Origin of the sequence: Microlunatus phosphovorus NM-1, assembly GCF_000270245.1 — a bacterium.
Lineage (GTDB): Bacteria > Actinomycetota > Actinomycetes > Propionibacteriales > Propionibacteriaceae > Microlunatus > Microlunatus phosphovorus.
Map to the genome: position 1 here is coordinate 2,515,378 of NC_015635.1, position 13,684 is coordinate 2,529,061.

Below are 13,684 nucleotides of genomic sequence, written 5' to 3' on the forward strand. Positions count from 1 at the left end.
AGCTAACGTTCTGGCATGACGAGCAGACCCGACCTGTCCGTCGTGGTCCCGATGCACAATGCCAGCGCGACCATCGCGAAGGTGGTCCGCTCGTTCGTCGAGATCGAGCAGCGCAGCATCGAGGTGATCGTCGTCGACGACGGCTCGACCGACGACTCGGTCAAGCGGGTGCTGGCCATTGACCGACCGGAGGTGCAGGTCGTCGGACTGGGTGCCAACGCGGGTGCCGGTATCGCGCGCAACCACGGCTTTGCCCGGGCGCAGGGCCGATATGTGCTTTTCTTCGACGCTGACGACCAGATCCATCCGGGGGCGCTGCTGAATGCCGTCGAGGCGCTCGACGACCTGGGCGCCGATGCGGCGATCATGCCCTATCGCTACCGTCGCGGAGCGGCACGCAAGTCCGACGGCATGAACTCCTACGACACCGGTGTGTGGAGCCAGTACGCCGTTGGGCCACGTCGGATTGCCCGGCTGGGCGAAGTGCCGAGGCTCCTCGGCTTCTCCAACTACCCGTGGAACAAGCTGGTCCGGAATGATCACTACCGTCGTACCGGGCTTCGCTTCGGTAGCACCCCGGTCCACAACGACATCCTCGGACACTGGCTGACCCTACTGGACGCGCGGGCTCTGGTGTTGCTGGACGAGCCGCTCTGCACCCATATCGTGAACGAGGGCGGTCGTCATCTGACCAATCGGGAGAGCAGCGCCAGGCTGAGTCTGGTCGCAGCGCTCGATGAAACCTATACCGAGTTGGCCGCGCGTCCCGAGAAGCGGAATCGGTTCTCGCACCACTATTGGGACTTCGTGCTTCGGGTGGCCAGCTGGGCAACCACCCGGATGGCACCAGATACCGTCGATGAGTTCAATCTCCGGCTGCAGCACCACCTGCTCCGGATCGATCTCAGCGACTTCACCCGGATGCGGTTGCGGCGCGATCCCCGGTTGGCGACCCGGATCATCCGCAAGGCCTTGGCATGAGCGACCAAGCCGAGCGCCCGTCACCGCGGTTGAGCCCAGCACTGCAGTTGGGTCAGACGCCGCAGGCGAGCATCATCGTGACCGCCTACAACATCGAGTCCTACATCGAGGAGTCCCTGGCCAGCATCGCCGCGCAGACCCTGGCCGAACTCGAGGTCATCGTGGTCGATGACGGGTCGAGCGACGCCACACCGGCCAGGATCACGGAGTTCTGTGCCGGAGATCCTCGATTCATCCCGGTGCTGCTGCCACACAACAGCCCCGGTGGCGTGGCCACGGCCGCCAACATCGGTCTCGAGCGGGCCAGCTCCCCGTGGGTGGGCTTCGTGGACGGGGACGACTTCATCGAGCCGACCATGTTCGAGCGGCTCGTCGGCGCTGCCGCCGCGTCCGGATCCGACCTCGCGATGTGCGAGTACCTCGAAGTGATCGACGGTTCTGGCGAGCGCCGCGACCCGGCCGATGCCCATCGCTGGGCCGAGTTCACCGCGGGCCGCTACGAGCTCGATACCCACACCCGCTATCAGCTCCTCCGCTTCATCGCGGTCCCCTGGCGCAAGCTCTACCGTCGCACCCTGCTGGCGGACAACCAGATCCGATTCCCGGTCAGCGAAGGCTTCTACGAGGACAACCCATTCCATTGGTTCACATTGCTCTGCGCCGATTCGATTGCGCTGGTGCCGGAGGTGCTCTGCTATCACCGGGTCGCGCGGACCGGCCAGACCACGTCGGCAGCTGACGAGCGGCTGCTGCAGATCTTTGACCACCACGACACGATCCACACCTGGCTGCTCGGTCGAGGCCTGCTGGATGCGTACCAGGTCCCTCTGCTGATCTGGGTGATCTCGCAGCTGGAGTGGATCGCGCGGCGCATCTCGCCCAGCACGCGCCGGCAGCTGTTCGCGATCCTGCGACCGATCTTCGCCCAGTACTCGACGGAGATGGTGCTGGTCGCCCTCCGCGAGGGCAACAAGGGTGCGACGGCTCGGCGGCTGAGCCTCGCCATTGCCAAGGGCGAGTACGGCAGCTTCGTTCGCGCGCTCTCCAGCCGATCCGACTCGAACAGCCCGGTGCTGGCTGCGGCATTCCACCTCCGGCATTCCGGTGTCCGGCACACTGCGCTGTTGACCGGCCGTTATCTCCGCAACCGGTTCCTCGGCGACCAGGCCGGCAGGGCACTTGGTCGATTCGGTCTGTTCGGCCGACTTGGTCGCGAGGCCTCGCGGCAGGATGTGCTGTTCGGCCTGATGGTGATCCAGCGGCAGCTCGCCGGTCTGGAGGAGTCGATCGGCGTCGTCGAGGCCAGACTCGATGCCATCGATCGGCGAATCGAGGGTCGCGGCACTGATCGCGAGACGACCTCAGGCGCCGTCGACGTCGACGCACAGCGAGGGGATCCTGCCGCCTGAGTCGATTCCCGCGAGGATCCGGTCCGCGGTCGCCAACGCCTCGGCGATCGTGACATCCATGTCGAGGTACCGATAGGTGCCGAGCCGCCCGGCGAACGTCACGCCTGATGCCGACCGTGCGGCGTCGAGATACCGGCGCAGCGTTCGCTGATCGGCGGCCAATCGGATCGGGTAGTAGGGGATATCGCCTTCGCCGGCCAGCCTGCTCGTCTCCCGAATGCACACCGTGTCGGTGTGCTCCTCCCAGGGCGCAAGGTACTTGTGCTCGGTGATCCGGGTGTACGGCACGTCCAGGTCGCCATAGTTCATCACCGCGCAGCCGAGGAAGTCCCCGGTCGCGCGGATCTCCTCGAAGTCCAAGGTGCGGTAGCCCAGCCGGCCGTAGCGATGCTCGAACCAGTCGTCCAGCGGCCCGGTCCAGATCGAGTGATCGAAGGCGTCCCGATCAGCGGCGGCGTACGGCGTCGAAAGCCGGACCTCGATCAGCGGATGATCCAGGATGGCGGAGACGATGGCTGTGTACCCGTCCCGCGGCATGCCCTGATGCGGATGACTGAAATAGGAGTCCTCGTAGGTGAAGCGCAAGGGCAGTCGTCGCAGCACCGAGGCCGGGATCTCGTTCGGCTCCAGCCCCCACTGCTTGCGGGTGTAGCCCAGGAAGAAGGCCTCGTACAAGCGGCGGCCCATCAGCTTGAGCGCCTGCTCCTCGAAGTTGCGAGGCACCTCGATCGACGAGTCTGCCTGCTCCGCGATGAAGGCTCGTGCCTGATCGGGATTCAGCGCGGTCTGGAAGAGCTGATTGATGGTCAGCAAGTTGACCGGCAGGAGATATACCCGGCCGCCTACGGTGGTGCGGACCCGGTGGTAGTACGGGAGCAGCACCCCGAACCGGTTGATATAGCTCCAGACACGTTCATTGCCGGTGTGGAAGATGTGCGGCCCATAGCGGTGGACCAGGACCTGCGTCTGCGGGTCCCGTTCGGTGTGGCAGTTGCCGGCGACGTGGTCGCGGCACTCCAGCACGGTCACCTCGTGCCCGGCATCGGCGAGTTCGCGGGCGATCACCGCTCCCGAGAAGCCCGCTCCCGCCACGCCGAATCTCACGGGCCGGCTCGGTGCTGCCGGTCGGCCCTGCGTACGGCCGTCATGCGCGCCACTCTAGTGCCGTCGAGATCTCTGGCCGTGTAGCCCAGATCTCTGGCCGTGTAGCCCAGCCCACCCCGGCGCGGGCGGATACACTCCGACCGATGCACCCGATCCCCCGGATCGGCCCGACCGAGGCCGCAGACCGACCGCGATGGTCGGTCATCGTGCCGGTGCACGACTGCGCGCCGTTTCTGGCCGATGCCCTGACCGGAGTGCTCGAGCAACTGGCCGAGGACGACTGCGAGGTGGTCGTGCTCGACGACGATTCAACCGACGATCCGGCGCGGGTGGTTGAGCAGGTCGGTCGTGATCGGGTCCGCTTTGTCGTCAACCCGGGCCGGCTCGGTGCCAGCGCGACGTTCAACCGAGGTCTCGAGCTTGCCAGGGGCGACCTGGTCCACCTGCTGCACGGCGACGACATGGTTCTTCCGGGCTTCTACTCGACGATGGCGGCTGCGCTCGACTCGACGGCGGCGCTCGCCGCCATCTGCCGGGTGGAGGACGTCGATATCGACAGTGCTCCGCTGTATCGCACCCGGTCCTACCGCCGGGGCACGGGCGTGTGGACCGATGCGTTGGACGCACTCGCGGTCTCGAACCGGGTCCGGGCCCCCGGCATCGTGGTGCGCCGCTCCGGGTACGAACTGGTGGGAGGCTTTCGGACCGACCTGCCGCATGCCGCGGACTGGGACATGTGGACGCGGCTTGCCGCGCACGGGCGGGTGGCTTTTGTCGACGAGGTGCTCGCGCGCTATCGGCGGCATCCCGGCTCGGACACTCGGGCTCGGGTGCTGACCGGTGCGAACGTCCGCGAGCGGGTTGCCGCCATCGGCGTGCTGGCGGGATATCTGGAGCCGCGTCGGAGGCCGTGGGTGACCCGGCGGGCACTGGTCTATGCGACCGTGTTCGCGGCCCGCACGTCGCTGTCCTTGGCTCGATCGGGCGAGCGGCGGGCTGCGGGTGTCCAGCTGGCGGAGGCGGCGCGTTGCCTGGTGCAGGTGCCCGGAGGCCCGCCAAGGATCAGCCGTTGAGCTGACGTACCGCTGCCTCGCCGAGCATCTCGATCGCGGCGTCGAAGACCTCCAGCATCTCGGGGTCGTCGTAGTGCGCGGAGATGTCGGCGGCGGCCAACAGCCCGCCGAGCAGCAGCTGAGCAGTCTCGACCGGACCAGGGCGCGGACCCGGGACCGGCCAGCCCTTCGGCCAGCGGCGTGGCCAGCCGGTGCCGCACCAGTCGTCGATGTCGCTCAGGAATGAGCGCTTGAAGCCATCCCGGCTGGCCAGCGCGGCAGCAGTCATCTTGTGCAGCAGGGCTGCACCCATCGACGGATCGCCCGGCGGCAGCGGTTGAGGATTCAGCTCGACCTCCTCCCCGCCCAATGCCGCCTTCTGGCGTGCCGCGAACTGCACGACGTGTTGTGGTCCGCGCGGGATCACATCGGCCGCCTTGGGATTCAGGGCGATGACCAATGCCAGCCGGTCGCCGGACATGAGGGCACGCAGGATCTGTGAGGTTGATGCCATGGTCGGTTCCTCTCCTCGGAAATGTTGGAGGGAGGAGACTTCGGCTGCCGCCGGCGATACATGCCTGGGTAGTGCGTGCTGATGAGCCCGATGCCGTCAGCGGAGCCTGTCAGATCTCGTCTGTGCGGCGTAGGCGGTCGTACGCGGTCAGCTCGGCAGCCAGGCGTTCCCTGCTCCAGCCCTCGTCCAGCGCGCCCTGGACCAGCTGGGCCTGGGACAGCGGCGTGAGCCCGTCCACGTTGGAGTCCAGGTCGAGGTTGGTCGGGAAGGGATATCCTTCCGCCGCACAGGCCAGTGCGTTGGCGAGCGTGTCGGCGGCCACACCCGCGGCCCTGCGCGCCGCGAGCACAGGATAGATCGCCCGGGACACCTTGGCTCGGTCGATGGTCTCCATCGCCCGGCCGAACGCCGACGACACCTGCAGCAGATTCGCCATCCGCTGCACGTCCGCGGACACGTTGGTGCCGGCACCGTGGAAGAGCGCCGGGTTGAAGAAGACGCCGTCCCCCTTGGCCAGCGGCAGCTGGACATAGCGGCTGGCGAAGAACTCGCGGAACTCCGGCAGCCGCCACGCCAGATAGCCCGGCCCGTAGGCATGCGAATAGGGCAGATACATCGTCGGCCCGGACTCGATCGGCATGTCCGAGTGGGCGACGGCACCCTGCAAGGTGAGCACCGGCGACAGCAGGTGGACGTGAGCCGGGAAGCGAGCTGCAGTCTCGTTCGTGAGAAAACCGAGGTGGTAGTCGCGGTGCGGGTCCTGTGCCTTTCCGCCCGGCCGGACGACATTCACCTGCGAGGTCAGCTGGTATCCAGGACCCAGCCAGGCGGAGCTGACCAGGGCCAGGATGTCGTTGCCGTAGTAGTCGACGAAGGTGTCGGGATCGCGTACCGCCAGCTTCTCCAGCGCGTTCCAGATCCGATCGTTGGCACCCGCCTTGGCGAAGTGATCATTGCGACCGCCACCGGCCTCCTTCTCGGCGGCGATGATCTCTTCGAAGGCTTCGGTGGCCCGATCCAGCACCGCGGTGTCCGGGAAAGCGCCCGAGAACGCCACTACGCCCGGCCCGGCGGTCAGCGCCCGGACCAGCTCGGCCTCGACCGCCAACCGACCCGTGTGGTGAGCGATCGCCTTTCGCACGGCAGCGGCGTCGTAGACGAGGACGTTCTTCTCGACGGCACTCGCGTACGGATAGTCGACGAGCTCGGTGACCTGGTCGACCAGCGCAGCGAAGTCGGCCAGTGAACAGTCGGCTTCGGTGAACCGCGCGGTCGTCTCAGTCAACGCGGTCTCCTCGGATCGGGGCGCAGCGAATGCGGCGGCTTGCGGGCAAGCCGCCGCACACGCTAGTCGCAGATCCGCGTCCTGGACAGTCGGACGCCGCGAGTGACAGCTACATACAGCTGGACAGATAGGTGTAGGTCCGCCGGGCGATGGGCAGCGGACGGTCGGGACTGCAGGGATACATGTCCTGCTCGACGATGGCGAACAGCTGCTGCGGCAGCTGCTCGGCGGCCTGCAGCACCTCGGCGAGATCCGGTACGCCGGCCGGCGGCTCGACCATGATGTCCATCCGGACGGTCTGGGAGAACGAGATGTCCTCGGCCACGGCGCGGGCCGCAAGCTCGGGGTCGACCTGCTTGAGATGCAGATAGCCGATCCGCTCCGGGTACTTGGTGATCAACTCGACGGAGTCGCCGCCGTAGTAGGCGACATGTCCGGTGTCGAGACACAGATTGACGTACGCCGGGTCGGTGTCCTCCAGGAAGCGCTCGATGTCCGGCTGATAGCCCACGTGACTGTCGGCATGTGAGTGGAACTGGGAATGCACGCCGTACTCCTCGAGCATCCGCCTGCCCAGCTCGTTGTGCCCCTCGGTGAGCGCGGTCCACTGCTCAGTGGTGAGCCGGCGCGACTCCTTCTCGTTGCCGGTCAGATCGTCGCGCCACAGGTCGGGGATGACGACCAGGTGCTCGGCGCCCATGGCCGCGGTCAGCGCGGCGATGGGAGCGACGTGAGCCCAGGCCGCCTCGATGGTGTCGGGGTGCTGCAGCCGGGCGAAGGTCGTGCCGCCGGACACCTTGAGCCGACGCGCGCCGAGCTCATCGGCCAGCTGGATCGGATCGGTCGGAAGATAGCCGTACGCGCCGATCTCGATCCACTCGTAGCCGGCCTGGACGACCTCGTCCAAGAAGCGGCTCGCGGGTGTCTGGTGCGGGTCCTCGGCGAACCAGATGCCCCAGGAGTCGGGGGCGGTGCCGAGGACGACATTCTTGGCCATGGGGCTCCTCGTCGAGAAGACAGCTAGAAATCTCGATTATTGCTGGATGGACAGACTGTCCGCAAATCGGTAAGTTCGCTGCTGTGATGTTCGCCGATCAGCAGGAGGTGTCGTGGTGACAGCCGACCCAGGCGTCCCCGTCGTCAGTGACGATCTGCCGGCCCTGGCCAGGCAGGCGCGCTGGCAGGTGGTCAAGACCGTGACCAGCAGCAAGGCCGGGCACATCGGCGGTCCGCTGTCCATGATGGACCTGCTGGTGAGTCTGTACTTCCGGCAGCTGAACATCCGTCCGGAGGAACCGGACTGGGCCGATCGGGACCGATTCGTGCTGTCCAAGGGACACGCCGCGATCGGGCTGTACGCCGTGCTGGCGCTGCGTGGCTTTCTGCCGCTGGACGAGCTGCCGACCTTCGACAAGGGCGACTCGCGGCTCCAGGGGCACCCCGACGTCACCCGGCTGCCCGGCCTCGACTCCTCCACCGGCTCCCTCGGACAGGGACTGTCGGTCGGGGTCGGGATGGCCCTGGGCGCTCGGCTGGCGAAGAAGCCTTTCCATACCTGGGTGCTGCTCGGCGACGGTGAGATCCAGGAGGGCATGGTGTGGGAGGCCGTCCAGGTCGCCGCCCGCTACCGGCTGTCCAACCTGACCGCGATCATCGATCGCAACGGTCTGCAGCAGTTCGGTCTGCCGTCGAGCGAGGACACCGTACGTACCGACCGCGGTGATCGGCGCGACCCGTGGTTCGGGGTTGATCTGGCGGCGGTGTTCACTGCGTTCGGCTGGCGGGTGCTCGAGATCGACGGGCACGACTACGGCCAGATCGACAACGCGTACGCGCTCGCGCAAGCCGGTGACCATGCCGATCGCCCGACGGTGATCATCGCCCACACTGTGAAGGGCAAGGGTCTGTCCCTGGCCGAGGGCGTGCACACCTGGCACAGCATCGTGCCCAGTGCCGAGGACTTCGAGCGCGCCCGGCAGGAGTTGGAGCCCGATGAGCTCGAGCTGCTGGACGCCCATGCCACCTCGGCGCCGACGATGAACGGAGCTTCAGCATGACGGCGATGCGTGACGTCTGGGGCGAGAAGCTGGTCCAGCTCGGTGACGCCGACCCACGGACGGTGGTGCTGGACGGCGATCTGGCCAACTCGACCAAGGCCGACAAATTCGCCAAGGCGCATCCGGACCGGTTCTTCCAAATGGGTATCGCCGAGCAGAACCTGATCGGCGCCGCGGCCGGCCTGGCCTCCGTCGGGTATGTGCCGTGGACGTCCTCGTTCGCGGTGTTCTTCACCCATCGGGCCGTCGACCCGATCCGGATGCTGGTGGCGCAGAGTCACGCGAACGTCAAGATCGCCGGCTCGTATGCCGGTCTGCTGATCGGCGCGGTCGGCAAGACGCATCTGGACATCCAGGATCTGGCGATCATGCGTGCCATGCCCGACATGACGGTGCTGTCCCCGGGGGACAATCACGAGCTGGTGGCGATGATGGACTGGGCGCAGGCCAACGACGGCCCGGTGTATCTGCGGCTGACCCGCGGTGCGGTGCCGGACCTGTTCGACGCCGAGTACGTCTTCGAGCCCGGCTCCGTGCGCGAGCTGCAAGCCGGTGGCGAGGTGGCGCTGGTCTCGACCGGGCCGCAGACCTCCCGGGTGCTGGCGGCGGCCGAGCTGCTGGCTGAGGCCGGCGTCCAGCCGACCGTGCTCCACCTGCCGTGCCTGAAGCCGCTGGACGAGGCGGCACTGCTGAGCGCGCTGGCCGGTCATGACCTGATCGTGACCGTCGAGGAGCACTCGATCCACGGAGGACTGGGTGGTCTGGTGGCCGAGGTGCTCACCGCGGCGGGCGCGGCACCCAGGATCGATCGGATCGGGATCCAGGACACCTGGGGTGAATCCGCCGGCGACGACTTCCTGCTCGCCAAGCACGGACTGTCCGCCGAATCGATCGCCAATCGGGTCCGCCGCAACCTCCCGATCCGTCACTAGGAGGAGCAGGCGATGTCGCACTCTGCCGCGGATTCCCCGTTGCGGATCGGCGTGCTCGGCACGGCCCGGATCAGCACTCTGGCAATCATCGAGCCGGCTCACCGACTCGGCGCCCGGCTGGTGGCGGTGGCTGCTCGGGACCGGGATCGAGCCGCTGCCTGGGCGGACGCGAACGGGGTGGAGCGGGTCCTCGACAGCTATCAGCAGGTGATCGACGATCCCGAGGTGGAGGCGATCTACAACCCGCTGCCCAACAGCCTGCATGCACGGTGGAATGTCGCAGCACTGCGCGCGGGCAAACATGTGCTCACCGAGAAGCCGTTCGCTAGTAACGCCGTGGAGGCCGCACGGGTCCACGAGATCGCGCGAGGCTCGGATCGGGTGTTGTTCGAGGGCTTCCACTATGCCTATCACCCGATCTTCGCCCGGCTGCTGGAGCTGATCTCCGAGGGCTCCATCGGCGAGCTGCAGCACTTCCACGTGGCGATGGAGATGCCGGCCCCGCCGCCGGACGATCTGCGCTGGTCCTGGTCGCTGGCCGGGGGAGCGATCATGGACCTCGGCTGCTACGGCGTGCATGCCATCCGGATGCTGGCCGCCGCCCAAGGCGGCACGCCGACCTTGCTGGAGGCCGACGCGGGTGAACGGGCCGGCTTGTCGCAGCTGGACGAGTGGGCGACTGCAACCTTCCGGCTGCCGAGCGGGGCCGAGGCCACCGCGACGGCGAACATGGACGGCCCGTGGAACCTCTCCATGACCGCCACCGGCACGTCGGGACGGGTTCGGCTGGCCAACCTCATCAACGTCCATGACGACGACCGGCTGATCATCAGCACCGACAGCGGAGGCGATCGAGTCGAGCACCTGGGCACGACCTCCACCTACACCTATCAGCTCGCCGCGTTCACCAACGCGGTCCGTAGACACGCGCCCTACCTGACCACCACGGCTGACAGCATGGCGACGATGGAGCTCGTCGACGAGTGGTATCGCCGGGCCGGCCTGCGACCACGCGAGGGCGATCTGAGGGGAGCGCAGCTATGACGACCGAGAACTGGCTCGGCGGCCAACATGTGCTGGTGAGCGGCGGCACTCAGGGCGTGGGTGCGGCGATCGTGCGGACGGCGGCCGCACGGGGTGCCGGCGCGATCACCGTCACCGGCCGCAGCGCCGACCTGGGTGGTGCGCTGGTCGCTGAGCTGGAAGCAGTCGGCACGCCGGCCCAGTTCCTGCGGGTCGATCTCAGCGACGTCGATCAGGCCCGCGCCTCGGTGGCGGGCGCGATCGAGGGGTTCGGGCACCTGGACTGTGTCGTCAACGCAGCCGGTCTCACCAGCCGCGGCACGATGCTGGACACCACGCCCGAGCTGTTCGACGCCCACATCGCGATCAATCTCAAGGCACCGTTCTTCATCATGGCCGACACGATCCGGCACCTCCGGGAGCGTGGCGTTCCCGGCAGCATCGTCAACATCATCTCGATCGCCGAGGTGGGCGGGCAGCCATACCTGGCGCCGTACGTCGCCGCCAAAGCCGGCTTGGCCGGTCTGACCCGCAATGCCGCGTACGCCCACCGGTGGGACAAGATCCGGATCAACGGCATCGACATCGGTTGGACCGCCACCGAAGGCGAGGGCAGGATCCAGCGCCAGGCACACGGGGCAGGCGACGACTGGCTGGCCAAGGCCGATGCCTCGGTGCCGATGGGCCGAATCAGCCGCCCCGACGATCTCGCGGAGTTCGCCGTCTTCCTCTTGTCCGAACGCGCTGGTGTGGTCACCGGTTCGGTCATCGACTGGGACCAGCAAGTCATCGGAGGACAGGACTAGTGACAACCACCACGCCGGATCTCGTCGCGACGTGCTGGACCAGTGCCGGCAATGTCGGCCCGCTCGACACGTCTGAGGCCAGTCCGATCCCGGTCCTCGAACGCGTTCGAGCCGTCGGTGCGACCGGGTGGATGGGGATGGGCCTGGTCTATGACGACCTGCTGGTCGTCCAGGACACGATCGGTTTCGCGGAGCTTCGCAGGCACGCCCACGCTGCGGGACTGAGGCACCTCGAGGTCGAACTGGCCACGGGCTGGTGGCGTACCGAGGACCAGTCCTGGCGGGACAAATGGAATCTGCTGCTCGAGGCAGCCACGGAGCTGGGCGCGGCGTTCATCAAGATCGGCACGGAGTTCGGGGAACCGGTCACTGACCTCACGATGTTCGTCGACCCGCTCCGCAGCCTCGCCGACGAGGCGGCGGCAGCCGGCACCCGGGTCGCACTCGAGCCGCTGCCCTTCGGGCTGATCGCGTCGATGCCGCAAGGTGCCGAGCTGATCCGAGCGGTGGATCACCCGGCTGCCGGGCTGCTCGTCGACTACTGGCACGTGTTCCGTGCCGGCACCTCGTTGGGCGAACTGGCGGACTGCCTGGATCCGAGCATCGTGTTCGGAATCGAACTATGTGACGCGCGTGCCGAGGTGGTCGGGACGCTGTTCGAAGACACGCGCGACCGCCGCACGCTTGTCGGACAGGGCGATCAGGACGTGGCCGGGTTCATCCGCACCATGCGTGACATCGGCTACACCGGGCCGTGGGGAGTCGAGATCTTGTCGTCCGAACACCGCCAGCGCCCGCTCTGGGACGCCTTGCGAGCGGCCTACAGCACCGCGCTGCAAGCCTTCGAGTGAACTCGGCTCAGTAGCTGGGCGGTCGAGCTGCCCGGTCCAGTTGTCCGCCACGTGATAGTTTGTCTCTCGCAGGTGGGTCCGTAGCGGTGATCCATGACGATGAGAGGATCACCGTGGTCGCCAAGGCTCGCGCCAGTGACAATGACGCCGCCGGGGTCGAGCTCCTCGCCAAGGTGGATGCGGTCGTCACCATCCTCGAACGGCGCGGCGAGACCAGCGCGGCTGACATCGCCGCCTTGACCGGAGAGCCGTTGAGTTCGGTCTATCGGCTGCTGCAGAGTCTGACCGGCCTCGGCTGGGTGGACCGAGGCTGGCGCCGAGGAACCTACCGGCTGGGGCTGTCGATGCTCACCTTGGGACGACGGCTGGAGGATCGGCTCGACATCCGGGAAGCCGCGCTGCCGACATTGCGCGCGCTGCTCGCCGACATCGGAGTGACCAGCTACCTCTGCGTACGCCGCGGTCCCCGTGCTGTCTGCGTGGAGCGGCTGGAGGGCCGGGCGGTGCAGTCGCTGGCGATGCAACTGGGCAGTTCGCTGCCGCTCTATTCCGGCGCGGCCCCGCGTTCGCTGCTGGCCTTCCTGCCCGTGGCCGAGCAGCAGACGGTGCTCGACGAGGCAAGCGACGTGGTTGGCGACCCGCCGCGACCGGCCCGATCGGTCATCGAGACAGACATCGACCAGGTACGCCGTCGCGGGTACGCGGTGTCCGACGGCGACGTGACGCCTGGCATCGCCGCCCTCGGCGCACCGGTGTTCAACCACCGCGGGGACCTGGTCGCGGCGATCTCGGTCAGCGGTCTGCGGGCCCAGGTGCTGGGTGACCAGGAGCGCCGCAACATCGAGCTCATCCGAGCCGGTGCGCAGGCGGTCAGCAAGGCGCTCGGTCAGGAGGATGGATCGTGAGTGTCGAGCGGCCGATGGGCATCCTGCAGCGCTCGGACGCGCTGGTCCGGCTCCTCGCCGAGGAAGGTGCGCTCACCCCGGCGGAGATCGCCGAGCGAATCGATACCCCCCGTCCCACGGTCTACCGGCTGGCGGACGCGCTGGCCAGGATGGGTTTGACCGAGACGTTGCCGGGGACCCGGATTGCCCTGAGCCGGCGCTGGCTACGTCTCGGCGACGCCGCCCGGAGTTCCATGAGCGAATGGCAACTGGCGAGACCCATCCTGGACGGACTCGCCGCCTCGACCGGTCAGACCGTGTTCTTGTGCGTGCCGCGCGGAAGGGAGGGGGGCGGACAGGAGGCGGTCTGCATCGACTGTGCCCAGGGGCAGGCGTTCAATGTGTTGCTGCTGAAGCCCGGCCGGGCTTTGCCGCTGCATGCCGGGGCCGAAGGGCGGGTGACGCTGGCGTACGGGGTCTCTGACGTCGAGCAGTATCTCGTCGGTGCACCGTTCGCCGCCTACAACCTGCGCACCCTGGTCACTGCCGAGGAACTGCGCCGCGATATCGCGGAAACCCGCGATCGTGGCTTCAGCATCTCCGATGAAGATGTGACCGACGGGATCGGGGCGCTCGGCGCGCCACTGCGGACTTCGCGTACCGGTGCTTTCGCCGGCGCCCTGTCGATCGTCGGGCTCGCCGACCGGCTGACAGCACGCCGCGTCGAGCTGGCCGAAGCTCTGCTCGACGCGGCGGATGCGCTGTCTGCGACCCTTCCCTAGCCGG

The 13,684-nt window shown here is 67.6% G+C and carries 14 protein-coding genes; 10 read left to right on the forward strand and 4 right to left on the reverse strand.

From position 1 onward, the window contains the following. Positions 1–15: 15 nt before the first annotated feature. Together MLP_RS26290 and MLP_RS26295 are read left to right on the forward strand one after the other, a co-directional pair. Entirely contained in the window at positions 16–981 is a 966-nt protein-coding gene (locus MLP_RS26290) for a glycosyltransferase family 2 protein (protein WP_013863232.1), read from the forward strand. Beyond that, positions 978–2,390: a glycosyltransferase family 2 protein gene (locus MLP_RS26295; protein WP_013863233.1), complete on the forward strand. Its 1,413-nt coding sequence runs from the start codon at positions 978–980 to the stop codon at positions 2,388–2,390. The genes MLP_RS26290 and MLP_RS26295 overlap by 4 nt, the downstream gene beginning before the upstream one ends. Here the strand turns inward: MLP_RS26295 and MLP_RS11375 are convergent. After that, positions 2,343–3,494 carry a UDP-galactopyranose/dTDP-fucopyranose mutase family protein gene (locus MLP_RS11375; RefSeq protein ID WP_013863234.1) on the reverse strand — a complete coding sequence of 384 codons (1,152 nt, stop codon included), beginning with the start codon at positions 3,492–3,494 and terminating at the stop codon, positions 2,343–2,345. The genes MLP_RS26295 and MLP_RS11375 overlap by 48 nt on opposite strands. A 143-nt stretch (positions 3,495–3,637) precedes the next feature. On the opposite strand from MLP_RS11375, the gene MLP_RS11380 reads away from it, so the two are divergent. After that, positions 3,638–4,567: a glycosyltransferase gene (locus MLP_RS11380; RefSeq protein ID WP_013863235.1), complete on the forward strand. Its 930-nt coding sequence runs from the start codon at positions 3,638–3,640 to the stop codon at positions 4,565–4,567. Here the strand turns inward: MLP_RS11380 and MLP_RS11385 are convergent. The 3 genes from MLP_RS11385 to MLP_RS11395 form a co-directional block, all read right to left on the reverse strand. Next, positions 4,557–5,060, reverse strand: a complete 504-nt coding sequence (locus MLP_RS11385; RefSeq protein WP_013863236.1) for a hypothetical protein — start codon at positions 5,058–5,060, stop codon at positions 4,557–4,559. The genes MLP_RS11380 and MLP_RS11385 overlap by 11 nt on opposite strands. Positions 5,061–5,169: 109 nt before the next feature. Beyond that, positions 5,170–6,345, reverse strand: coding sequence for a phytanoyl-CoA dioxygenase family protein (locus tag MLP_RS11390; protein ID WP_013863237.1), 1,176 nt, complete (start codon positions 6,343–6,345; stop codon positions 5,170–5,172). Positions 6,346–6,454: 109 nt separating this feature from the next. Then, entirely contained in the window at positions 6,455–7,342 is an 888-nt protein-coding gene (locus tag MLP_RS11395) for a sugar phosphate isomerase/epimerase family protein (RefSeq protein WP_013863238.1), read from the reverse strand. A gap of 115 nt (positions 7,343–7,457) precedes the next feature. Here MLP_RS11395 and MLP_RS11400 point away from each other — a divergent pair, with 115 nt between their 5' ends. The 7 genes from MLP_RS11400 (at position 7,458) to MLP_RS11430 (ending at position 13,680) form a co-directional block, all read left to right on the forward strand. After that, positions 7,458–8,402: a transketolase gene (locus MLP_RS11400; protein WP_041792084.1), complete on the forward strand. Its 945-nt coding sequence runs from the start codon at positions 7,458–7,460 to the stop codon at positions 8,400–8,402. Continuing rightward, positions 8,399–9,334, forward strand: a complete 936-nt coding sequence (locus MLP_RS11405; RefSeq protein ID WP_013863240.1) for a transketolase family protein — start codon at positions 8,399–8,401, stop codon at positions 9,332–9,334. The genes MLP_RS11400 and MLP_RS11405 overlap by 4 nt, the downstream gene beginning before the upstream one ends. Positions 9,335–9,346: 12 nt before the next feature. After that, positions 9,347–10,378 carry a Gfo/Idh/MocA family protein gene (locus MLP_RS11410; RefSeq protein WP_013863241.1) on the forward strand — a complete coding sequence of 344 codons (1,032 nt, stop codon included), beginning with the start codon at positions 9,347–9,349 and terminating at the stop codon, positions 10,376–10,378. Further along, positions 10,375–11,163: an SDR family oxidoreductase gene (locus MLP_RS11415; protein WP_013863242.1), complete on the forward strand. Its 789-nt coding sequence runs from the start codon at positions 10,375–10,377 to the stop codon at positions 11,161–11,163. The genes MLP_RS11410 and MLP_RS11415 overlap by 4 nt, the downstream gene beginning before the upstream one ends. Next, entirely contained in the window at positions 11,163–12,014 is an 852-nt protein-coding gene (locus MLP_RS11420; RefSeq protein WP_013863243.1) for a sugar phosphate isomerase/epimerase family protein, read from the forward strand. Before MLP_RS11415 ends, MLP_RS11420 begins: the two co-directional genes overlap by 1 nt. An 86-nt stretch (positions 12,015–12,100) precedes the next feature. Beyond that, positions 12,101–12,919 (forward strand): IclR family transcriptional regulator, encoded by an 819-nt coding sequence (locus MLP_RS11425; RefSeq protein WP_013863244.1) that lies wholly within the window; start codon positions 12,101–12,103, stop codon positions 12,917–12,919. After that, entirely contained in the window at positions 12,916–13,680 is a 765-nt protein-coding gene (locus MLP_RS11430) for an IclR family transcriptional regulator (RefSeq protein ID WP_013863245.1), read from the forward strand. Before MLP_RS11425 ends, MLP_RS11430 begins: the two co-directional genes overlap by 4 nt. The last annotated feature ends 4 nt before the right edge of the window (positions 13,681–13,684 follow it).